We start from the raw sequence: 20,055 nt of genomic DNA on the forward strand, positions 1-20,055 counted from the left end.
GATCTTCAGCGGCTGGCTAGCCTGGGATTACCCCCACGCCCCAGGAAAACCTGCATGCCCGTCGCCACTCACGATCACCCCTTGGAACTGCAGCAATTATTGCCGGCGTTGGTCGAGCAAGGGCTGATCACGGCGCAGGCGGCGCAAAAGGTGGCGCCAGCGTCCGGCAGCCAGCATCCCTTGGAATGCATCGCAGCCCAGGGCCCTTGTCTGGAGACCTTGATTCAATGGCTGGCCCGGCAGGTCGGCCAGCCTTACCTGCGCATCGACCCATTGAAGATTGATGTGGCGGCCGTGGTGCCCTTGATGTCCCACGCCTTTGCTCAGCGCCACGGCATTCTTGCAGTCGCGGTGGATGCCCACAGCGTGACGGTCGCCAGTGCCCAACCCAATATCACCACTTGGGAAGCCGGGCTGTCCCAGGTGCTCAGACGCACGATCAAGCGCGTGGTTGCCAACCCCAGCGATATCCAGCGCTGTATCAACGAGTTTTACCGTTTAGCCAAGTCCGTCAGCGGTGCGGATGAAAAGATGACGACGCCTGGCAATCTCGACTTGCTCAGCCTCGGCGCCAGCGACAAGGAGCCGGATGCCAACGACGCGCATATCGTCAACATCGTCGACTGGCTGCTGCAATACGCCTTTGGCCAACGAGCCAGCGATATCCATATCGAGCCCTGCCGCGACCAGGGCCGGGTGCGCTTTCGCATTGACGGGCTGCTGCATGACGTCTATCAATTTCCCCCACAGGTCACCATGGCCGTGGTCAGCCGCCTGAAAAGCCTGGGGCGAATGAACGTGGCCGAAAAACGCAAACCCCAGGATGGCCGCGTCAAGACCAGGAACCCTGCGGGTGTCGAAGTGGAATTGCGGCTTTCGACCCTGCCCACGGCATTCGGCGAAAAACTGGTGATGCGAATTTTCGACCCACAAGTGCTGCTCAAGGACTTTGACCAGTTGGGTTTGTCCAACGCCGACCAGCAGCGCTGGCACGCCATGACGCGACGCAGCCACGGCATCATCCTCGTCACCGGCCCCACCGGCTCAGGCAAGACCAGCACCCTCTACACCACCCTCAGGCAACTGGCGACCCGCGAGGTCAACCTGTGCACGGTGGAAGACCCGATTGAAATGGTCGAGCCGGCCTTCAACCAGATGCAGGTCCAGCACAACATCGACCTCACGTTCGCAAGCGGCATCCGCGCCCTGCTGCGCCAGGACCCGGACATCATCATGATCGGCGAAATCCGCGACCAGGAAACCGCAGAGATGGCTATCCAGGCCGCGCTGACCGGGCACCTGGTTTTCTCGACCTTGCACACCAACGATGCACCCAGCGCCATCAGCCGCCTGCAGGAACTGGGCGTTGCTCACTATTTGATCAAAGCTACGCTCATAGGTGTGATGGCGCAGCGCCTGGTGCGGCTGCTGTGCAGCCATTGCAAGCGCCCGCTGGGCCAGGAGGACGCTGACGGCTGCGAAGCCGTCGGCTGTGCGCAATGCCGTGACAGCGGTTATCGAGGCAGGGCCGGGCTGTATGAAATCATGCTCATGGACCCGGCACTCCAAGCGCTGGTCACCCCGGGCGCGGACGTACAAGCGCTGCGCCGTGAGGCACTGGCGCAGGGCATGAGCAGCCTGCGCATGGCCGGCGTCGAGAAAGTGAAGGCCGGCCTGACCACGATGACGGAGGTATTGCGGGTCACGCCAGGGGATTCAGAAACAAATTCTTCGGGTTTGATCGAGTACTGAAACTGTTTAGTCAGTGATGGAACTGGATCGGGTTAACTACAATCAAAACGTACAGATAACCCACCGGAGTCACCCATCATGCGTCTCAAATATGCTGTCGCAACCCTCGCTGTGCTTTCCCTACCTGTCGGCTCAGCCATGGCCGATAGCTTCTGGCGTAATGTCATCTCGTCGGGCGCCACCACTGGCTCGACTTACCTGACCTTCAAGGACCACAAGCTGGTGGTCGCCGCCCAGGACGACGCGGGCAGCTTCGTCGCCAGCGACGGCGGCATTCGCGGCCCGTATCTGGAAGCGGCCATGCAGAAGGTCCGCGCCGATAACCCTGGCCTCCAAGCCACGGACATGGAACTGGCTAACGCCATCCTGGCGAAGAATGCTGTAACCGAGTAACAACTGCCCTCATAAAAAATGCCGCTTTCTCAAGCGGCATTTTTTTGCCTGCTGCATGACGAATCGTTCATGGATGACAGGCTATATTCAGTCTCAGCGTGCAACCATGCCCTACTGACTCGTCTATCTTTCATTGCCTACCTGAAACGGATGCCTTCTTCGTCATGAGCCAACAGCCCTTCCTGCCGTTTTCCAAACCGACCATTGATGAAGCCACCATTTCGGCGGTCGGCGATGTTCTGCGTTCCGGCTGGATCACCAGCGGACCAAAGGTGCAGGCATTCGAAGCACAGCTGTCGGACTATTTTGGCGGCCGTCCGGTACGCACCTTCAACTCGGGCACCTGCACCATGGAGATCGCCTTGCGCATCGCCGGGATCGGGCCTGGGGATGAAGTCATCACCACCCCAATTTCCTGGGTTGCCACGGCTAACGTGATTCTCGAAGTCGGTGCCACTCCGGTCTTTGCCGACATCGACCCGGTGACGCGCAATATCGACCTGGCCCAGGTAGAAGCGGCCATTACTCCGCGCACCAAGGCGATCATCCCGGTCTACCTGGCCGGCTTGCCTGTGGATATGCCGATGCTCTACGCGCTGGCCAACAAGTACAACCTGCGTATTGTCGAAGATGCTGCCCAGGCCCTGGGGTCCAGTTGGGATGGAGAACGCATCGGCGCAACCGGCGACTTCGTGTCCTTCAGCTTCCAGGCGAACAAGAACATCACGTCGTCCGAAGGCGGCTGCCTGGTGTTGAACAATGCCGAGGAGGCCCGTCTGGCAGAGAAGTACCGACTGCAAGGCGTCACCCGCAGCGGCTTCGATGGCCTGGATGTGGATGTGCTGGGTGGCAAGTTCAACATGACCGACATTGCCGCCGCCATAGGCCTGGGGCAATTTGCGCACATCGAGAAGATCACCGCCCATCGTCAGAACCTGGCACGGCACTACTTCAAATGCTTTGGCAGCGATTTCGAAGCCCAATACGGCGCGCAACTGCCGCCGGCCAACTTCGAAAACAGCAACTGGCACCTGTTCCAACTGGTATTGCCGGAGCGCCAGGATGGCCTGCCAGCCCGCGCCACGTTCATGGAACAGATGCAGGCCCACGGCATGGGTATCGGCTATCACTACCCGCCGATCCACCTGCTGAGCCTGTATCGGGCACAGGGTTTCAAGGAAGGCATGTTCCCGGTGGCGGAGCGTGTTGGGCGTTTGATCGTGTCGTTGCCGATGTTCACGGCGATGACAGAGGCGGATGTGGAGCGGGCTGTAGCGGCGGTTAAAGCCGTATTGAAAAGAGACTGATCACAACCAGCAGACACACCCCAATCAACTGTGGGAGCTGGCTTGCCTGCGATGCTGGCACCTCGGTGTATCGGTGATACCCGGGTGATCCAATCGCAGGCAAGCCAGCTCCCACATTGATTTGTGTCGTTGTAACTATGGCGTTTATTCGCCGATGGCGGCTTTGTAGCCCGCGGCATCCAGCAGCTTGTCCAGCTCAGCCTTGTCGCTTGGCTTGAGCTTGAAGATCCAGGCGCCGTAAGGGTCAGAGTTCAACAGCTCAGGGCTGCCACTCAAGTCCTCGTTGACAGCAATCACTTCGCCCGCAATCGGCGAGTAGATGTCCGAAGCGGCCTTGACCGACTCCACCACCCCCGCTTGATCTTCAGCGGCAAACACCTTGCCCACTTCGGTCAGTTCAACAAACACCACATCACCCAAAGCTTCCTGTGCATGGTCGGAGATCCCGACGGTCACGGTGCCGTCAGCTTCCAGACGGGCCCATTCGTGACTTTCGGCAAAACGCAGGTCGGCAGGGATATTGCTCATAGTCTGTGTCCTCAAGATGAAATGTCAGCGGCCTTTGGCCTGCCGGAATTGGTTAGATCAGGGTTTTGCCATGACGCACGAAGGTCGGCTTGACCACTCGAACCGGATACCACTTGCCGCGGATTTCCACTTCGGCCCGGTCGGCAGTCGCCGTCGGCACACGCGCCAGCGCAATGGATTTGCTTAGCGTAGGCGAGAAACTACCACTGGTGATCTCTCCTTCGCCAACATTGGCGATACGAACCACCTGATGAGCACGTAGCACGCCACGCTCTTCGAGGACGAGCCCCACCAGTTTGAACTGCACGCCGGCCGCTTTTTCTGCTTCCAGCGCAGCGCGGCCAATGAAGTTACGCTCGACCGGTTCCCAGGCGATGCTCCAGGCCATGTTGGCCGCCAGGGGCGAGACGGCCTGGTGAATATCCTGGCCATACAGGTTCATGCCGGCCTCCAGGCGCAAGGTGTCGCGCGCACCGAGGCCGATGGGGGAAATGCCTGCGCCCACCAGATCGTTGAAAAAGCCCGGTGCCTGATCGGCCGGCAGCACGATTTCGAGGCCGTCTTCGCCGGTATAGCCGGTGCGGGCGATAAACCAGTCACCGTCGGCCCGGCCTTCGAACGGCTTGAGCTGGTGGATCAGGGTGCCACGGGACTGGGTCACCAGTTCGGCGATTTTCTGCCGGGCGTGGGGGCCTTGGATGGCGAGCATGGCCAACTCTGACCGCTCATGCAGCTGCACTGAGTAGGTGCCCAGTTGCGCCTGCATCCAGGCCATGTCCTGATCGCGGGTGGCGGCGTTGACCACCAGGCGGTAACCGGTTTCGGTGCGGTAGACGATCATGTCGTCCACCACCCCGCCCTGCTCGTTGAGCATGGCGCTGTATAACGCACGGCCACAGCCATGCAGTCGGTCGACATCATTGGCCAGCAGGTACTGGAGCCATTCCTTGGCCTGGGGGCCGGTGACATCGATCACGGTCATATGAGATACATCGAAGACCCCGCAGTCACGTCGCACCTGGTGGTGCTCTTCAACTTGCGAGCCGTAATGCAAAGGCATATCCCAACCGCCAAAATCGACCATTTTCGCGCCGAGGGCGAGATGCAGGTCATACAGAGGCGTACGCTGTCCCATGGGTTTCTCCTTCCGGGCTTGGCGAAGGCGCGCAGAGCTGCCACTTGCGCTGAACACCTCGTACTACAAGGCCCGCAGCCACATACAGCAGGTCGATCCGAAAGACGGAGCGCACCGAATGCCGCGCATTGTAGCCTCAAGCCGTAGGACTGGCACCTAACCGATTTGCCGAGCCGAGCGACGAATCAGCCCGATGACCGGCAACAAGCCAACCAGCACAAGGGTCAGCGCCGGCAAAGACGCCCGCGCCCATTCGCCTTCACTGGTCATTTCAAAGATGCGGACCGCCAGGGTGTCCCAACCAAACGGGCGCATCAGCAAGGTGGCGGGCATTTCCTTGAGCACATCCACAAACACCAGCAGCGCTGCGCTCAACGTGCCCGGCAGCAATAACGGCAGATACACTTTGCAAAACAGTCGTGGGCCGCTCACGCCAAGGCTGCGTGCCGCTTCGGGCAGTGACGGACGGATTCGCGCCAGGCTGTTTTCCAGCGGCCCGTAGCCCACCGCCAGAAACCGCACCAGGTACGCCAGCACCAGTGCCGACAGGCTGCCCAGCAGCAAAGGCTTGCCCGCCCCGCCCAGCCATCCGGAGAGCGGCACCACCAACTCGCGGTCCAGGTAACTGAACGCCAGCATGATCGACACCGCCAGCACCGAGCCTGGCAAGGCATAGCCGACATTGGCCAGGCTGATACCGGAGCGAATCGCGCGAGTGGGCGCCAGACGGTTGGCAAAGGCCAGTATCAGCGCCACGCTGACCGTGATCAGCGCTGCGATACCGCCCAGGTAAAGGGTATGCACGATCAGCCCGGTGTAACGTTCATCCAGGTCGAAGCGGCCACGCTGCCAGAACCACGCCACCAGTTGCAGCATCGGAATCACGAACGCACAGGCGAAGACCAAGCTGCACCACGCGCTGGCCGCCACGGCTTTGAACCCGCGCAGGTGGTACAACGCCTTGCCCCGTGGGCGCTCATTGCTCGGTCGGCTGGCCCCGCGCGCACGTCGCTCGCCATACAGCACCAGCATCACTACCAGCAGCAGCAGGCTGGCCAGTTGCGCGGCACTGGACAGGCTGAAAAAGCCGTACCAGGTTTTATAGATTGCGGTGGTAAAGGTGTCGAAATTGAACACCGAGACCGCGCCAAAATCCGCGAGCGTCTCCATCAGCGCCAAGGCCACACCGGCACCAATTGCTGGTCGCGCCATTGGCAATGCCACGCGCCAGAACGCTTGCCATGGCGATTGCCCCAGCACCCGCGCCGCTTCCATCAAGCCTTTGCCCTGGGCCAGGAACGCGCTGCGCGCCAGCAGGTAGACATAGGGATAGAACACCAGCACCAACACAATGACCACGCCGCTGGTAGAGCGTACCCGCGGCAAGCGCAACCCGGTGCCGAACCACTCGCGCAGCAGGGTTTGCACCGGACCGGCGAAATCCAGCAGGCCCACGAACACAAAGGCCAGCACATAGGCAGGGATTGCAAAGGGCAACATCAGTGCCCAATCGAGCCAGCGCCGCCCGGGGAACTCGCACAGGCTGGTCAGCCAGGCCAGGCTGACGCCCAGCAGCGTCACGCCCAGGCCGACACCGAGCACCAGGGTCAAGGTGTTGCCCAGCAAGCGGGGCATCTGAGTGTCCCAGAGGTGCGACCAGATCTGCGGGTCGATGCTTTGCCAGGACAGCAGCAGCACGCTCAGCGGCAACAGCACCAGGGCGGCGACGCTGAAAACCGGTAGGTACCAGCGACGTTGGGCGGGGTGGGCCAAGGAAAAGCTCTCAGAAAAATAAAGATGTTGAAGCGGCCACTAACCAATGTGGGAGCTGGCTTGCCTGCGATACAAGCACCTCGGTGTATCAGTGATACCGAAGTGATGCAATCGCGGGCAAGCCAGCTCCCACAGTTAAGCGGCGCAGCTTCAGTTCCAGCCAGCGCGATCCATCAGGCGAATCGCTTCGGCCTGGCGCTTGCCTGCCACTTCCACCGGCAAGGTATCGGCCACGAACTTGCCCCAGGTCGCCACTTCCGCCGATGGCGGTACCGCCGGGTTGGCCGGGAATTCCTGGTTGACGTCGGCGAAGATCTTCTGCGCCTCAGGCGTGGTCATCCACTCCACCAGCGCCTTGGCCGCTTCCGGGTGCGGTGCGTGCTGGGTCAGGCCGATGCCAGAGAGGTTCACATGCACGCCGCGGTCGCCCTGGTTCGGCCAGAACAACTTCACTGCCAGGTCTGGCTTCTGCTTGTGCAGGCGACCGTAGTAATAGGTGTTGACGATACCCACGTCGCACTGCCCGGCGTTGATCGCCTCCAGCACGGCGATGTCATCGGAGAACACGTCGGTGGAGAGGTTATTCACCCAACCCTTGATGATTTCTTCGGTCTTGGCCGCGCCATGGGTCTCGATCAACGTGGCGGTCAGCGACTGGTTATAGACTTTTTTCGCCGTGCGCAGGCACAGGCGGCCTTCCCACTGCTTGTCGGCCAGGGCTTCGTAGGTGGTCAGGTCGCCCGGTTTTACCCGGTCGGTGGAATAGGCGATCGTTCGCGCACGCAGGCTCAAACCGGTCCAGGCGTGGGCCGATGAGCGATATTGCAGAGGAATATTTTTGTCGATGACAGGAGAGGTGAACGGTTGCAGGATGCCCATCTGCTCGGCCTGCCAGAGGTTGCCGGCGTCAACGGTGAGCAGCAGGTCGGCGGTGGCGTTCTCGCCCTCGGCCTTGATGCGCTGCATCAACGGGGCTTCCTTGTCGGTGATGAACTTGACCTGTACGCCGGTCTTTTTGGTGTAGGCGTCGAACACGGGCTTGATCAGTTCGTCGATACGCGAGGAGTAGACCACGACTTCGTCGGCCGCCTGCACGGTGGTGCTGCCGATCAGGGTGAGTGCCAGGGCAGTCAGGAGGCGCTTGGGTGCCAACATGGGTGCGGTCTCTCATTTGCAAATGGAGGGCAAATGATAAGGACTCACATTTGGTAACGCTTGGTGGAGGCGTTACCAGATGTTGCACAGCCAGAATATGCGCCGGAGCTGACGGCCTCATCGCGGGCAAGCCCGGCTCCCACAGAGGGTTGTATTGTCAGTTCAGGGTTTGGCGAGTTCGGGAAGATCGCCAGTCAATCCCAGCGCCTGGCGCACAAACACTGCCTTGGCTTCGGGCATCTGGTCGACGATTTTCAAACCCGCGTTGCGCAACCAGCGCAGCGGCAGTTGATCGGCCTGGAACAAGCGCTCAAAGCCTTCCATCGCCGCCATCAGCGCCAGGTTATGGGGCATGCGGCGCCGCTCGTAACGGCTCAGCACTTTCACATCGGCCAGGCGCTCGCCGCGCTCGGTCGCCGCCAACAGCACTTCGGCCAGCACGGCTGCATCGAGGAAACCCAGGTTGACGCCCTGCCCCGCCAACGGGTGGATGACGTGAGCGGCGTCGCCGATCAGTGCCAGGCCTTCGGCCACATAGCGTTTGGCATGGCGCTGGCGCAACGGTACGCACACACGCGGGTCAGCACTGAGCACGGTGCCCAGGCGCCCCTCGAAAGCACGCTCCAGCTCACGGCAGAAGCCTTCGTCATCCAGCGCCATCAAGCGCTCGGATTCGGCGGGCGTGGTCGACCAGACAATCGAGCACCAGTCTTCCTGCCCATCGCGCACCAGCGGCAGGAACGCCAACGGGCCGGTGTCGGTGAAACGTTGCCACGCGGTGCGCTGGTGCGGCTGACTGCTGCGCACGCTGGTGACGATGGCGTTGTGCAGGTAATCCCATTCGCGGGTAGGTGTACCGGTCAGGCGGCGTACGGCGGAGTTGGCACCGTCGGCGGCCACCACCAGCGGCGCGCGCAGCTTGCGGCCGTCGGCCAGGGTCAACAACCAGTCATCGCCGGATCGGCGCATTTGTTCCAGGCGCGCATTGGCCAGCAGGCCGAGGTCGCAGTCATGCAGGCGATCGAGCAAGGCATCCTGCACCACGCGGTTCTCGACGATATGCCCAAGCACCTCCGCATGCACGCTGGCCGCCGAGAAGTGGATCTGCCCAGTGCCGCTGCCGTCCCATACCTGCATTTCGCCATAGGGGCTGGCACGCCGCTCTACGATGCCGTCCCACACGCCCAGGCGCTCAAGAATGCGCTGGCTGGCCGCCGACAGCGCGCTCACCCGCGGTTCAAACGCCGCAGCCGGTTCAAACGGCTTGACGCTCAACGGGCTGCCGTCGAGCAGCAGCACCTGCAGGCCACTGCCCTGCAACGCCAGCGCCAGGGCGCTTCCGACCATTCCGGCCCCGACAATCAGCACATCTGCGCGCATGTCCATATTCAAGCCTGTCTCGCTGGCGGCTTGCGCCGCACATAAAGGGTTTTGTCGACCCGCGCCACCAGGGTGCCGGAGCCGTCATGAATCTCGACCTTGAGGTGGGGCAGATATTTCTCGCCACCTGCGGTCTGGCGCCGGATTTCATCGAGCAAAGCGTCGTCGATGGAGAATTCGGCATACACCGGGCCTTTGCCCGGCGAGATGAAGTCGATACTCGCAGCCTTGTCCCACACGATGTAGTCGCGGCCCAGGTTTTCCATCAACAGCAACATGTAGAACGGATCGACCATCGAATACAGGCTGCCGCCAAATTGCATACCGACGTAATTGCGGTTGTACCAACCCAGGCCCATGCGCACCTTGGCATGCCGGAAGTCGGCACTCAGTGCCTGCACCCGCACCCCGGCGCCGAGGTACGGCGGGTACAGGGTGAGGAACCAGCGCAACAGCCGCGCCTTGCCCACGCGTTGGGTTAGCCACTTACGCATCGGAACGCGTACCCAGGCCCATGGCCTGGCGGGCGAACCAGCGTTTGGCTGGTGGCAACAGGTCGAGGCCGAGCAAGCCCATATTGCGGCCCAGCGCCACCAACGGTTGGGCACTGCCAAACAGGCGCGTGACCTGGTCGGAGAAGCCTACGGTGAGTTGCTGGTCCAGGCGCTGGCGCTCGCGATAGCTTTGCAAAGTCGCCAGGTCACCCGGCACAGCAGGCCCGGCCAGCAGCGCTTCGGCCAAGGCATTGGCATCGCGCAGAGACAGATTGAACCCCTGCCCGGCAATAGGGTGCAGGCTATGGGCGGCATTGCCGAGGACCGCCAGGTGCGAACGCACTTGCTCTTCGGCTTCCACCAGGGTCAACGGGTACAGGTGGCGGGCACCCACTTGCTTGAGGGTGCCCAGGCGATACCCGAACACACCCTGCAGTTCGCTCAGGAAGCTACGCTCGTCGAGGCTGGCCAAGCGCTGGGCGTCCATGCCGATGCGGGTCCAGACCAGCGCGCAACGGTTGTCCGGCAGCGGCAGCAAGGCCATGGGGCCTTCATCGGTAAAGCGCTCGAACGCCTCGCCATTGTGCGCTTCGCTCGGGGTGATGTTGGCGATCAGCGCGCTCTGGTTGTAGGGCCGGGTTTTCACGCCAATGCCCAGTTGCTCTCGCAGGCCGGAACGGCCGCCATCGGCCAGTACCGCAAGGTCGCATTCCAGCACGGTTTCATCGTTGAGGGTCAGGCGATAGCCATCGGGCAGCGGCTCCATGCGCGTGACTTCTGCCGGGCAGCGCCAGCTCACCACGTCCTTGTCCAAGCCTTGCCACAGGCATTGGCCGAGCCAGGCGTTTTCTACCACATAACCCAGGGCTGGCACGCCCTCCTCCATCGCGGACAAACGCGCGGTGGAGAAGCGCCCACGGTCCGATACATGGATCTGCTTGATCGGCTCCGCACGTCGGGAAATGGCATGCCACAGGCCCAGCCGCTGGTAAATCTGGCGCGCGCCAAACGACAGCGCGGAAGAGCGCGCATCGTAGCTCGGTTGGTAACTGTCGCCCGGTGCAAAGGGCTCGATCAGCACGATCTTCCAACCCCGCGCCTTGGCCCCCGCTTGCAACGCCAGGGCCAGGCTGGCGCCCACCAGGCCACCGCCGATAATCGCCAGGTTGACCCGGCTCATCGGGCAGCCGCCATCAACGCCTCGATCTCGGCAACGGTCTTGGGCACGCCGCCAGTCAGGATTTCACAGCCTTGCTTGGTCACTACCACGTCGTCCTCGATGCGCACGCCAATGCCACGCCATTTTTTTGCCACGTTCTGGTTGTCTGGGGAAATATAGATGCCCGGCTCCACGGTCAAGGCCATGCCCACTTCCAGCACGCGCCATTCACCGCCCACTTTGTACTCGCCCACATCATGCACATCCATGCCCAGCCAGTGGCCGGCACGGTGCATGTAGAAGGCGCGGTAGGCTTCGCTGGCGATCAACTCGTCAACGTCACCTTGCAACAACCCCAGCTTCACCAGGCCGGCGGTGATGACCTGCACGGTCGCCTCATGGGCCTGGTTCCAATGTTTGTTCGGCGCGATCTGCTTGAAGGCGGCTTCCTGGGAGGCCAGCACAATCTCGTAGATCGCCTTCTGCTCCGGCGAAAACTTGCCGTTGACCGGCCAGGTACGGGTGATGTCGCTGGCGTAGCAATCGATCTCACACCCGGCGTCGATCAGCACCAGGTCGCCGTCCTTGAGTACCGCGTCATTCTGCTGGTAATGCAGGATGCAGCTGTTGCGCCCGGCGGCGACGATGGAGCCATAGGCCGGCATCTTCGCGCCGCCTTTGCGAAACTCGTAATCCAGCTCGGCTTCCAGGCTGAACTCATGCAGGCCGGCACGGCTGGCCTGCATCGCCCGCACATGGGCCGCACAGGAAATTCGCGCTGCCTCGCGCATCACCTTCACTTCTGCCGCCGATTTATACAGGCGCATATCGTGGAGCAAATGATCCAGGGCAACGAATTCGTTCGGCGGCTGGGCGCCCAGGTGTGCTTTGGAACGGATCACGTTGATCCACTCCATCACGTGCCGGTCGAACTCGGCATTGCTGCCCATGGCCGAGTACACGCGGTCGCGACCTTCGATCAGGCCGGGCAGGATGTCGTCGATATCGGTAATGGGGAAGGCGTCATCCGCGCCAAAGTCGCGAATCGCGCCCTCGGTGCCCGCACGCAGGCCGTCCCACAATTCGCGCTCGGCATTGCGCTCGCGGCAGAACAGCACGTACTCGCCATGCTGGCGACCGGGCATCAGCACGATCACCGCTTCGGGCTCGGGGAAACCGCTCAGGTACTGGAAATCGCTGTCCTGGCGGTAAACATGCTCGACATCGCGGTTGCGGATGGCCACGGCGGCGGCCGGCAGGATCGCGATGCTGTTGGGTTCCATCTGCGCCATGAGCGCCTTGCGGCGACGGGTGTATTCCGCTTTGGGGATATGAATCATGGGCAGATGGGCTTCCTTTCTTTAGTGCAACGACGGCTTGGCAGCGACCGGCTCAGCGGACTTCCTGGTCTCGGTGAACAGCAGCAACGGCGCGACGCGCAGGTATTCCATGACTTCCATGTAGTCGCCTTCGCCATCTTCGGACTCTTCCAGGGCATCTTGCACCTGTGAGATCGCCGCCAGGTCCTGCAGCACTTCCTTGGCGTCGGTGCTCAGCTCCAGGCCGCCAGCATTCACGCCGAAACCGTGGAGGAAACCCTGGCACCATTGGCCCAGGGCAGCAGCGCGCTCGGTAAGCGGCGCGTCATCGGTCGGCAGCAGCAGGACCACGGTGACGTCGTCACCGGTCAACTCGCCCTTGACCATCTCTTGCAGGCCGATCAACGCATTGCGCACGTTCTCGGTGGGTTCGGTTTCCAGCAACTCGGCCACATCGGCCAGCCAGTTGTCGGCATCAAAGCCCACACCGGTGCAACTGCGGCCCAACAGCACGCCGTGCAGTTCGGCAGGCGAGCAAGGGTGGCCGCTGGTGCTCAGCAGTTTGGAAAAAGCGTCGTACGGGGAATTTTGAATGGGCATGGTGAGCTAGGCGCCAGACGGCGCAATGTCTAGAATGGAGCGCTGTATCCTAGCACCGGCAGACGTACCAAGACTATCGAGGGCGTCAGATCGTTTATCCTGCAGTTGCCATTCATCAGACAAATCCAGTGGAACCCAATGGAAGACACCGACCTGCAAGCGCTGATGGCCAGACTCGAACTGCTAATTGATCGGGTCGAGCAACTTAAGAGTCAAAACGGACTCCTATTAGCTCAGGAAAAGACCTGGCGCGAGGAACGCGCTCACCTCATTGAAAAAAACGAAATCGCCCGGCGTAAGGTCGAATCGATGATTTCGCGCCTGAAGGCCCTGGAGCAAGACTCATGAGTTCAAGCAATAGCGTTACCGTGCAGATCCTCGACAAAGAATATTCGATCATCTGCCCCCAGGAAGAACGCAGCAACCTGGTGAGCGCTGCCCGCTACCTGGACGGCAAGATGCGCGAAATCCGCAGCAGCGGCAAAGTGATTGGCGCCGACCGCATCGCTGTGATGGCCGCGCTGAATATCACCCACGACCTGCTGCATAAGCAGGAGCGCCCTGACGTACAGGCCAGTGGTTCGACGCGCGAGCAGGTGCGTGACCTGCTTGATCGCGTGGATCTGGCGCTTTCCACCGATTCAGACACACCCAAGGGCTGATTGCCGAGCGGGTTTAAGGTATACTCGCCCCACTCCCTGGCGTGTTTGCCAGTCGGCGATGTCCCTGAGCCGATTCGCACTACCCTGGAAGTTGCACGTTGGGCTGGTGTGCATGTCCGCTAGACGGAAAGCCTTAAAGCCTACTGCTTCTTCCACCTTGAACTTTCGGGTTCAAGGGCTAAGTCGACAGCGGCTCTGTCGGGGAGCCTGAATTCCCAAACTCAATGCCAGTCCCCGGACTGGCATTGTTTTATGAGCCGAAAATCATGACCGAACCTGCGCCGCTATCTCGTCCGCAACTTCGACGCATGTTGCGCAAGGCCCGCCGCGCCCTCACGCCAAGCGAGCAGCGCCAGGCCGCTCAGGGTCTGTACCGGCAACTGGCACAGCACCCGCTGTTTCGCCGGGCCAAACATATCTCTTTATATTTGCCCACGGATGGTGAAATCGATCCGCGCCTGCTGCTGCGTGCGGCCCAGCGCCGCGGCAAAGCCACTTACCTGCCGGTGCTCAGCGCCTGGCCGCGCACCAAGATGGTGTTCCAGCGTGTACGACCTGGGGACAAGTTGCTGCCCAACCGCTTTCGCATCCTTGAACCACGGGTCAATGCCCATCGTCAGCGCCAGGTCTGGGCGCTGGACCTGGTGTTATTGCCGCTGGTGGGGTTCGACGATGTGGGTGGGCGCCTGGGCATGGGCGGCGGGTTCTACGATCGCAGCCTGGCCTATCTTGCCCGCCGCCAGAGCTGGCGCAAGCCAACGCTGCTGGGGCTGGCCCATGAATGCCAGAAAGTCGAACGCCTGGCGCAGGCGAGTTGGGATGTGCCGTTGGCGGGGACGGTGACTGATACACAGTGGTATGACGCACAAACGCCGCTGGAAACAGCGGCGCCTTGGTGAATGCTTGAGTTAACGCTTGAACGGTTGTGGCTGCTGCTGAGCCAGTTCAACCGGTGCATCGGTCTTGTTCGACCACAGGCTCTGGGCATAACCGGTGGTCACGACGCCCAGACCAAACAAAATAACCAAAATCCATAGTAAATCCGGCTTACGTTGCATCGATTGCCCCCCTTTCAGGCACCTCGTACACGATGACAACAACGTTCCAAAGTAGTCCGTTGCAGCTGCGTCAAGCTTAAAAGCGCGCATTCTGCGGTAACGTGAACCAACACGCAAACCTTGACGCCAACCGACTGTCGGTTTGTCATGCAATTGCCCGACAACTTGCCCAATGCCTTTTTCAGGAGCCCAACAATGGCCTACTGGCTGATGAAATCCGAGCCCGACGAACTCTCTATCAACGGCCTGGAAAAGCTCGGCGAAGCGCGCTGGGACGGGGTACGCAACTATCAGGCCCGCAACTTTTTGCGCGCCATGGCCGTGGGCGACGAGTTTTTCTTCTACCACTCCAGTTGCCCGGAGCCAGGGATTGCCGGCATCGGCAAAATCACTCGGGCCGCCTATCCGGACCCCACTGCGCTGGAACCAGAAAGCCACTATTTCGACGCCAAGGCCACCCCGGAGAAAAACCCGTGGAGCGCGATCGATGTCGCGCACGTGCAGACCTTCCCCAAGGTGCTGGGGCTCGGCTATCTAAAGCAGCAAACTGCCCTGGCTGAAATGCCGCTGGTGCAAAAGGGCAGCCGGCTTTCGGTCATGGCAGTCACACCGGAGCAGTGGGCGGTGGTCCTGCAGTTGCTTTAATTGACACTGGCTTCTTGCGGTGCCTGTCAGGGCCTCTTCGCGGGCAAGCCCGCTCCCACACTGGAAATGCGAGCCCCTGTGGGAGCGGGCTTGCCCGCGATAGTCGCGCAGCGACTTACTGGATGATCAGGTTGTTGAACAGCAGGTCTTCTACCACTGGCTTGCCGGTTTCATCGTTCATCACCTGCTGCGTTTGCTTCAACGCTTCCTGACGCAGCTTTTCCTTGCCTTCCACACTGCTCATGGTCTCGTTGGTCTGCTGGGTAAACAGCGCGACCAGTTGGTTGCGAATCAACGGGTCGTTGGCCTTGACCAGCTTCGCCGCCTCATCACCGGTCACGCGCAGTGCAATGTCGGCCTTGTAGACCTTGAGCTTGGCGGTGCCATCCAGGCCGTAATTGCCCACGAACGGCGGGCTCAGGCTGATATAGCTGACCTTCGGCGCCTCGCCCTCTTTGGCCTCTTCGGCCTGGGCTGCCATCGGCAAGGTCAGGGCCAGCATCAACAGGATCCACGCTTTCACAGTTCATTCCTCGAATTCGGTTGCCGGGTAGCATAACGCTAGCAAGGCTGAGCACAAGCTTATGGGGGCTTATCAGGCGCGGGCATGCTCGTTGACCCACGGGCGTTCCCTCCTACACTTATCGGCCACGACGCCAAAAGGAATAGTCCGATGAAAGCTGTGCTGTGCAAAGCCTTCGGCCCCGCCGAAACCCTGGTGCTGGAAGAGATCGCCAGCCCCGCGATCAAGAAGAACGAAATCCTGTTGGACGTGCACGCCGCCGGGGTGAATTTCCCGGACACCCTGATCATCGAAGGCAAATACCAGTTCAAGCCGCCCTTTCCGTTCTCACCCGGTGGCGAAGCGGCAGGCGTGGTCAGTGAAGTGGGTGAGAAAGTCAGCCATCTGAAAGTCGGTGACCGTGTGATGGCGCTGACCGGCTGGGGCAGCTTTGCCGAGCAGGTCGCGGTGCCCGGCTATAACGTGCTGCCGATCCCGCCGAGCATGGATTTCAACACCGCCGCCGCCTTCAGCATGACGTACGGCACCTCCATGCATGCGCTGAAACAACGCGCCAACCTGCAACCCGGCGAGACCTTGCTGGTGCTTGGTGCGTCCGGCGGCGTGGGCCTGGCCGCCGTGGAGATCGGCAAGGCCATGGGCGCCCGGGTGATTGCCGCCGCCAGCAGCGCCGACAAGCTCGCAGTAGCCAAGGCGGCCGGCGCCGATGAGTTGATCAACTACAGCGAAGCCAGCCTCAAGGATGAGGTCAAGCGCCTGACCGATGGCAATGGCGCCGATGTTATCTACGACCCGGTGGGTGGCGACCTGTTTGACCAGGCCATTCGTTCGATCGCCTGGAATGGTCGGCTGCTGGTGGTGGGGTTCGCCAGCGGGCGTATTCCTGAACTGCCGGTGAACCTGGCGTTGCTCAAGGGCGCAGCGGTGGTCGGGGTGTTCTGGGGTTCGTTTGCCCAGCGCCAACCGCAGGATAACGCGGCGAATTTTCAGCAGTTGTTCACGTGGTATGGCGAGGGCAAGTTGAAGCCGTTGGTGTCACAGGTGTATCCGCTGGAACAGACAGCACAGGCGATCAATGATCTGGGGCAGCGCAAGGCAGTGGGTAAAATAGTTGTCCAAACCCGATAACACACCTGAAATGCAATCCATGTGGGAGCTGGCTTGCCTGCGACAGCGGTGAGTCAGCTGCTACAGATGAAGCTGAAAGACCGTCATCGCAGGCCAGCCAGCTCCCACAGCAGTTACTTCGCGGTCTTAGGACCTAACCACGACTATCACTTATCTATAGGCGACATGTTCGTAAAAGAACATGCAATTGCTCTCGTTTCCTGTGTTTGCAGATAAGAGGCGATGCTATTTTCGGTAACGAAACTGTAACATTCGCATCCGCAGTCAAAACAAGAAATTTGGAGCTCTTGAATGTTTGCTTTCTTTCGTCCTGCCGCACACCAGGCGCCCCTGCCTGAAGAAAAAATAGACAGTACCTACCGACGGCTGCGCTGGCAGATCTTCGCGGGTATTTTCTTTGGTTACGCCGGTTACTACCTGCTGCGTAAAAACTTCTCCCTGGCCATGCCCTACCTGATCGACGAGGGTTACACCCGCGGTGAACTGGGCCTGGCGATGTCGGCGATCGCGATTGCCTACGGCTTGTCCAAATTCCTGATGGGCCTAGTGTCCGACCGCTCCAACCCACGCTATTTCCTGCCCTTTGGCCTGCTGGTTTCGGCGGGGGTGATGTTCATTTTCGGTTTCGCACCTTGGGCAACGTCCAGCGTGACCATGATGTTCATTTTGCTGTTCATCAACGGCTGGGCCCAGGGCATGGGTTGGCCGCCAAGTGGGCGGACCATGGTGCACTGGTGGTCGCAGAAAGAACGCGGCGGCGTGGTGTCCGTGTGGAACGTGGCGCATAACGTCGGCGGTGGCTTGATCGGCCCGCTGTTCCTGCTGGGCATGGCGTGGTTCAACGACTGGCATGCGGCGTTCTATGTACCGGCCACCGTGGCCTTGGCGGTGGCAGCGTTTGCCTTCATCACCATGCGCGACACACCGCAATCGGTGGGCCTGCCGCCTATCGAGCAGTACAAGAACGATTACCCGGAAGGCTACGATGCCAGCCACGAAGACGAATTCAGCGCCAAGGAAATCTTCGTCAAGTACGTGCTGCGCAACAAAATGCTCTGGTACATCGCCTTCGCCAACGTGTTTGTCTATCTGCTGCGCTACGGCGTACTGGACTGGGCGCCGACCTACTTGAAAGAAGCCAAGCACTTCACAGTCGATAAGTCGTCCTGGGCGTACTTCTTCTACGAGTGGGCAGGTATTCCGGGCACGCTGCTATGCGGCTGGATGTCGGACAAGATCTTCCGTGGCAACCGCGGCCTGACCGGCATCGTGTTCATGGCCCTGGTGACAGTGGCAACCCTGGTTTACTGGCTCAACCCGCCGGGCAACCCGATGATCGACATGATTGCGCTGTTCTCCATCGGCTTCCTGATCTACGGCCCGGTGATGCTGATCGGCCTGCAGGCACTGGAACTGGCTCCGAAGAAGGCCGCCGGCACCGCAGCGGGCTTCACCGGTCTGTTCGGTTACCTGGGCGGTTCGGTAGCGGCAAGTGCGGCCATGGGCTACACGGTCGACCATTTCGGCTGGGACGGTGGTTTCGTGCTGCTGATTGGTGCGTGCGTACTGGCGATCGCGTTCCTGATCCCCACGCTGTGGCACACCAACAGTGTCAGCTCGGCGCGTTAATCGCCCGGGCAACCCTTGGCACAACGCTTGAGCCGCGCCTCCAGGTTTTTATCTGGCATGGCGTGGCTACGCAGGGCGTTCACGGTCTGCTCGACATAATCGCGAGTCGTGCCGTAACGCCCGCAAGCGCTTTGCAGTACATGATTAAGCACGATATCAGGCAAGTTGCCGGCATAGCTGGGCAAATGCCGCTCCAACACAAACCCCAACGCCTGCACGGTACTGCCATCTTGCAATCGGCAGCTGAGCCAGTGCGGCCGGTAAGAGGGGTATGGCATCTCGCGTTGCCACAGGGCATACAGCGAGGCCTCCAACTGATCTTCCGGCAAACGGTAGGCGAACCCGCTGCAGGAACCACCGCGGTCCAGCCCAAACACCAACCCCGGCAATTCCGGCGTACCCCGATGCTCATGGGACCACAGGTACAAGCCCCGGTGATAACCGTGGACCCGTGCCCGAACGCGCTCGGTGGATGAACATTCAGGGCGCCAGATCAGCGAACCATAAGCAAATAGCCACACCGGCCCACCCTTATGCCGTGCCATGGTGGCTTGCATCGAGCTCATCAACTGTTCGTGTGTGAGTTGCGGCCCAAGATCGAGGCGCGGAGGGTAAGCCAATTGCAGAAGATCGGTTTCAATGGCGGTCATGGCGAAATGCGGTACGCCTCCTGAGTGTTACCAGTTGTGAGCGACTTTACCGTAATAAAACGCAGCGCTGTAACCGTACGGCGAAAAAGTGCCACTGGGCATTAATCAACGCCGCCACTCGTCAGGATCTGGACGGTTAATCCCGCTACTGTCAGCCCCGGTTCAGCCTGGGCGGGCGCCATGCCGTCAAACTAGCGCGCACATAACGACCCACTTAGCCGTTCATTACATCGACTATCGAGGTCGCCCCATGAAAAAATTTCGATTGCCTGGGCTGTTGTTCCTGGCCCAAGCCACCACCGCGCTGGCGAGCGAAACCCCACTCGCCAACGACGACAAAGGCTTCTGGTACGCCCAGACCAGTGTCTACACCCGGCACTTCGCACCCGACCCCGAGCACAACAACAAGCAGGACTTGATCGGCCTGGAACGCAACGAGGCATCGGGGCTGTTGTATGGTGGGGTGACTTTTCGCAACTCGTTCCGCCAGCGCTCGTACTACGCCTATGCGGGCAAGCGCTATGACCTGGCCGACTATCCGGTGTATACAAAATTGACCGGCGGGCTGCTTCAGGGCTATCGCGGCGACTACCGCGACAAGATCCCGTTGAACCGATTCGGTGTGGCGCCGGTGATCATTCCGTCGGTGGGCGCGCATTACGGGCCGGTGGCGGCGGAGTTGGTGTTGCTCGGGTTCAACGCGGCAATGGTGACAACTGGCGTGCGCTTCTGACACGACACTGTCCCCTGTGGGAGCTGACTTGC

22 protein-coding genes and 1 other RNA gene are annotated in these 20,055 nt (G+C 61.0%); 11 read left to right on the forward strand and 12 right to left on the reverse strand.

Going from position 1 to position 20,055, the window contains the following annotated elements; genetic code table 11:
* The first annotated feature begins 54 nt into the window (after positions 1-54).
* The 3 genes from JFT58_RS01555 (at position 55) to JFT58_RS01565 (ending at position 3,452) form a co-directional block, all read left to right on the forward strand.
* The gene (locus tag JFT58_RS01555; protein WP_054895987.1) at positions 55-1,752 is read left to right on the forward strand and encodes a GspE/PulE family protein; all 1,698 of its coding nucleotides are present in this window, start codon (positions 55-57) and stop codon (positions 1,750-1,752) included.
* Between the two features lie 78 nt (positions 1,753-1,830).
* Positions 1,831-2,145, forward strand: coding sequence for a DUF2388 domain-containing protein (locus JFT58_RS01560; protein WP_003176799.1), 315 nt, complete (start codon positions 1,831-1,833; stop codon positions 2,143-2,145).
* A gap of 164 nt (positions 2,146-2,309) precedes the next feature.
* Complete coding sequence (locus JFT58_RS01565) at positions 2,310-3,452, forward strand: DegT/DnrJ/EryC1/StrS family aminotransferase (RefSeq protein WP_198834279.1); 1,143 nt, start codon at positions 2,310-2,312, stop codon at positions 3,450-3,452.
* 144 nt (positions 3,453-3,596) lie between these two features.
* On the opposite strand, the gene gcvH is transcribed toward JFT58_RS01565, so the two are convergent.
* The 9 genes from gcvH to JFT58_RS01610 all read right to left on the reverse strand — a co-directional run bounded on the left by gcvH (position 3,597) and on the right by JFT58_RS01610 (position 12,995).
* Positions 3,597-3,980: a glycine cleavage system protein GcvH gene (gene gcvH, locus JFT58_RS01570; protein WP_054895989.1), complete on the reverse strand. Its 384-nt coding sequence runs from the start codon at positions 3,978-3,980 to the stop codon at positions 3,597-3,599.
* 52 nt (positions 3,981-4,032) lie between these two features.
* Positions 4,033-5,115: a glycine cleavage system aminomethyltransferase GcvT gene (gene gcvT, locus JFT58_RS01575; protein WP_034129004.1), complete on the reverse strand. Its 1,083-nt coding sequence runs from the start codon at positions 5,113-5,115 to the stop codon at positions 4,033-4,035.
* A gap of 156 nt (positions 5,116-5,271) precedes the next feature.
* A complete protein-coding gene (locus tag JFT58_RS01580; RefSeq protein ID WP_054895990.1) occupies positions 5,272-6,888 on the reverse strand; it encodes an ABC transporter permease in 1,617 nt (538 codons plus the stop codon).
* A gap of 150 nt (positions 6,889-7,038) precedes the next feature.
* Positions 7,039-8,043, reverse strand: coding sequence for an extracellular solute-binding protein (locus JFT58_RS01585; RefSeq protein WP_014720404.1), 1,005 nt, complete (start codon positions 8,041-8,043; stop codon positions 7,039-7,041).
* Between the two features lie 162 nt (positions 8,044-8,205).
* A complete protein-coding gene (locus JFT58_RS01590; RefSeq protein ID WP_169918784.1) occupies positions 8,206-9,423 on the reverse strand; it encodes a 2-octaprenyl-3-methyl-6-methoxy-1,4-benzoquinol hydroxylase in 1,218 nt (405 codons plus the stop codon).
* An 8-nt stretch (positions 9,424-9,431) separates the two neighbouring features.
* Positions 9,432-9,917 (reverse strand): DUF4442 domain-containing protein, encoded by a 486-nt coding sequence (locus JFT58_RS01595; RefSeq protein ID WP_198834280.1) that lies wholly within the window; start codon positions 9,915-9,917, stop codon positions 9,432-9,434.
* Positions 9,910-11,097, reverse strand: coding sequence for a 2-octaprenyl-6-methoxyphenyl hydroxylase (gene ubiH / locus JFT58_RS01600; protein ID WP_054895992.1), 1,188 nt, complete (start codon positions 11,095-11,097; stop codon positions 9,910-9,912). The genes JFT58_RS01595 and ubiH overlap by 8 nt, the downstream gene beginning before the upstream one ends.
* Positions 11,094-12,416, reverse strand: coding sequence for a Xaa-Pro aminopeptidase (gene pepP / locus JFT58_RS01605; RefSeq protein ID WP_034129009.1), 1,323 nt, complete (start codon positions 12,414-12,416; stop codon positions 11,094-11,096). Before pepP ends, ubiH begins: the two co-directional genes overlap by 4 nt.
* A 21-nt stretch (positions 12,417-12,437) precedes the next feature.
* Positions 12,438-12,995, reverse strand: coding sequence for a YecA/YgfB family protein (locus JFT58_RS01610; protein ID WP_034129010.1), 558 nt, complete (start codon positions 12,993-12,995; stop codon positions 12,438-12,440).
* Positions 12,996-13,133: 138 nt separating this feature from the next.
* Between JFT58_RS01610 and JFT58_RS01615 the strand changes: the two genes are divergently transcribed.
* The 4 genes from JFT58_RS01615 to JFT58_RS01630 all read left to right on the forward strand — a co-directional run bounded on the left by JFT58_RS01615 (position 13,134) and on the right by JFT58_RS01630 (position 14,556).
* Positions 13,134-13,343, forward strand: coding sequence for a TIGR02449 family protein (locus tag JFT58_RS01615; protein ID WP_003177365.1), 210 nt, complete (start codon positions 13,134-13,136; stop codon positions 13,341-13,343).
* Positions 13,340-13,657 carry a cell division protein ZapA gene (locus tag JFT58_RS01620; RefSeq protein WP_054895993.1) on the forward strand — a complete coding sequence of 106 codons (318 nt, stop codon included), beginning with the start codon at positions 13,340-13,342 and terminating at the stop codon, positions 13,655-13,657. The genes JFT58_RS01615 and JFT58_RS01620 overlap by 4 nt, the downstream gene beginning before the upstream one ends.
* Positions 13,658-13,687: 30 nt before the next feature.
* Positions 13,688-13,866, forward strand: a non-coding RNA gene (gene ssrS / locus JFT58_RS01625) — 6S RNA.
* Between the two features lie 57 nt (positions 13,867-13,923).
* Positions 13,924-14,556, forward strand: a complete 633-nt coding sequence (locus JFT58_RS01630) for a 5-formyltetrahydrofolate cyclo-ligase (RefSeq protein WP_034129012.1) — start codon at positions 13,924-13,926, stop codon at positions 14,554-14,556.
* Positions 14,557-14,565: 9 nt separating this feature from the next.
* On the opposite strand, the gene JFT58_RS01635 is transcribed toward JFT58_RS01630, so the two are convergent.
* Positions 14,566-14,715, reverse strand: a complete 150-nt coding sequence (locus JFT58_RS01635) for a hypothetical protein (protein WP_010207387.1) — start codon at positions 14,713-14,715, stop codon at positions 14,566-14,568.
* A gap of 195 nt (positions 14,716-14,910) precedes the next feature.
* Here JFT58_RS01635 and JFT58_RS01640 point away from each other — a divergent pair, with 195 nt between their 5' ends.
* The gene (locus tag JFT58_RS01640; protein ID WP_054895994.1) at positions 14,911-15,360 is read left to right on the forward strand and encodes an EVE domain-containing protein; all 450 of its coding nucleotides are present in this window, start codon (positions 14,911-14,913) and stop codon (positions 15,358-15,360) included.
* Between the two features lie 115 nt (positions 15,361-15,475).
* Here JFT58_RS01640 and JFT58_RS01645 read toward each other — a convergent pair whose 3' ends face one another.
* Positions 15,476-15,883, reverse strand: coding sequence for a flagellar basal body-associated protein FliL (locus JFT58_RS01645; protein WP_014720413.1), 408 nt, complete (start codon positions 15,881-15,883; stop codon positions 15,476-15,478).
* 150 nt (positions 15,884-16,033) lie between these two features.
* Here JFT58_RS01645 and JFT58_RS01650 point away from each other — a divergent pair, with 150 nt between their 5' ends.
* Positions 16,034-17,011 (forward strand): NADPH:quinone oxidoreductase family protein, encoded by a 978-nt coding sequence (locus JFT58_RS01650; RefSeq protein WP_054895995.1) that lies wholly within the window; start codon positions 16,034-16,036, stop codon positions 17,009-17,011.
* A gap of 291 nt (positions 17,012-17,302) precedes the next feature.
* Complete coding sequence (gene glpT, locus JFT58_RS01655) at positions 17,303-18,640, forward strand: glycerol-3-phosphate transporter (protein ID WP_003195321.1); 1,338 nt, start codon at positions 17,303-17,305, stop codon at positions 18,638-18,640.
* On the opposite strand, the gene JFT58_RS01660 is transcribed toward glpT, so the two are convergent.
* Positions 18,637-19,290: a gamma-glutamylcyclotransferase gene (locus JFT58_RS01660; protein WP_054895996.1), complete on the reverse strand. Its 654-nt coding sequence runs from the start codon at positions 19,288-19,290 to the stop codon at positions 18,637-18,639. The two genes, glpT and JFT58_RS01660, sit on opposite strands and share 4 nt — an antisense overlap.
* A gap of 250 nt (positions 19,291-19,540) precedes the next feature.
* On the opposite strand from JFT58_RS01660, the gene JFT58_RS01665 reads away from it, so the two are divergent.
* The gene (locus tag JFT58_RS01665) at positions 19,541-20,023 is read left to right on the forward strand and encodes a hypothetical protein (RefSeq protein ID WP_054895997.1); all 483 of its coding nucleotides are present in this window, start codon (positions 19,541-19,543) and stop codon (positions 20,021-20,023) included.
* Positions 20,024-20,055: the final 32 nt, after the last annotated feature.

This window comes from Pseudomonas sp. MF6767 (assembly GCF_016405475.1).
GTDB classification, from domain to species: domain Bacteria; phylum Pseudomonadota; class Gammaproteobacteria; order Pseudomonadales; family Pseudomonadaceae; genus Aquipseudomonas; species Aquipseudomonas paracarnis.

Excerpts from the sequence above, each read along its gene's own strand:
- JFT58_RS01555 (WP_054895987.1), top strand. The coding sequence starts at position 55 with ATGCCCGTCGCCACTCACGATCACCCCTTGGAACTGCAGCAATTATTG.
- JFT58_RS01560 (WP_003176799.1), top strand. The coding sequence starts at position 1,831 with ATGCGTCTCAAATATGCTGTCGCAACCCTCGCTGTGCTTTCCCTACCT.
- JFT58_RS01565 (WP_198834279.1), top strand. The coding sequence starts at position 2,310 with ATGAGCCAACAGCCCTTCCTGCCGTTTTCCAAACCGACCATTGATGAA.
- gcvH (WP_054895989.1), bottom strand. The coding sequence starts at position 3,980 with ATGAGCAATATCCCTGCCGACCTGCGTTTTGCCGAAAGTCACGAATGG.
- gcvT (WP_034129004.1), bottom strand. The coding sequence starts at position 5,115 with ATGGGACAGCGTACGCCTCTGTATGACCTGCATCTCGCCCTCGGCGCG.
- JFT58_RS01585 (WP_014720404.1), bottom strand. The coding sequence starts at position 8,043 with ATGTTGGCACCCAAGCGCCTCCTGACTGCCCTGGCACTCACCCTGATC.
- JFT58_RS01590 (WP_169918784.1), bottom strand. The coding sequence starts at position 9,423 with ATGCGCGCAGATGTGCTGATTGTCGGGGCCGGAATGGTCGGAAGCGCC.
- JFT58_RS01595 (WP_198834280.1), bottom strand. The coding sequence starts at position 9,917 with ATGCGTAAGTGGCTAACCCAACGCGTGGGCAAGGCGCGGCTGTTGCGC.
- ubiH (WP_054895992.1), bottom strand. The coding sequence starts at position 11,097 with ATGAGCCGGGTCAACCTGGCGATTATCGGCGGTGGCCTGGTGGGCGCC.
- pepP (WP_034129009.1), bottom strand. The coding sequence starts at position 12,416 with ATGATTCATATCCCCAAAGCGGAATACACCCGTCGCCGCAAGGCGCTC.
- JFT58_RS01610 (WP_034129010.1), bottom strand. The coding sequence starts at position 12,995 with ATGCCCATTCAAAATTCCCCGTACGACGCTTTTTCCAAACTGCTGAGC.
- JFT58_RS01615 (WP_003177365.1), top strand. The coding sequence starts at position 13,134 with ATGGAAGACACCGACCTGCAAGCGCTGATGGCCAGACTCGAACTGCTA.
- JFT58_RS01620 (WP_054895993.1), top strand. The coding sequence starts at position 13,340 with ATGAGTTCAAGCAATAGCGTTACCGTGCAGATCCTCGACAAAGAATAT.
- JFT58_RS01630 (WP_034129012.1), top strand. The coding sequence starts at position 13,924 with ATGACCGAACCTGCGCCGCTATCTCGTCCGCAACTTCGACGCATGTTG.
- JFT58_RS01635 (WP_010207387.1), bottom strand. The coding sequence starts at position 14,715 with ATGCAACGTAAGCCGGATTTACTATGGATTTTGGTTATTTTGTTTGGT.
- JFT58_RS01640 (WP_054895994.1), top strand. The coding sequence starts at position 14,911 with ATGGCCTACTGGCTGATGAAATCCGAGCCCGACGAACTCTCTATCAAC.
- JFT58_RS01650 (WP_054895995.1), top strand. The coding sequence starts at position 16,034 with ATGAAAGCTGTGCTGTGCAAAGCCTTCGGCCCCGCCGAAACCCTGGTG.
- glpT (WP_003195321.1), top strand. The coding sequence starts at position 17,303 with ATGTTTGCTTTCTTTCGTCCTGCCGCACACCAGGCGCCCCTGCCTGAA.
- JFT58_RS01660 (WP_054895996.1), bottom strand. The coding sequence starts at position 19,290 with ATGACCGCCATTGAAACCGATCTTCTGCAATTGGCTTACCCTCCGCGC.
- JFT58_RS01665 (WP_054895997.1), top strand. The coding sequence starts at position 19,541 with ATGAAAAAATTTCGATTGCCTGGGCTGTTGTTCCTGGCCCAAGCCACC.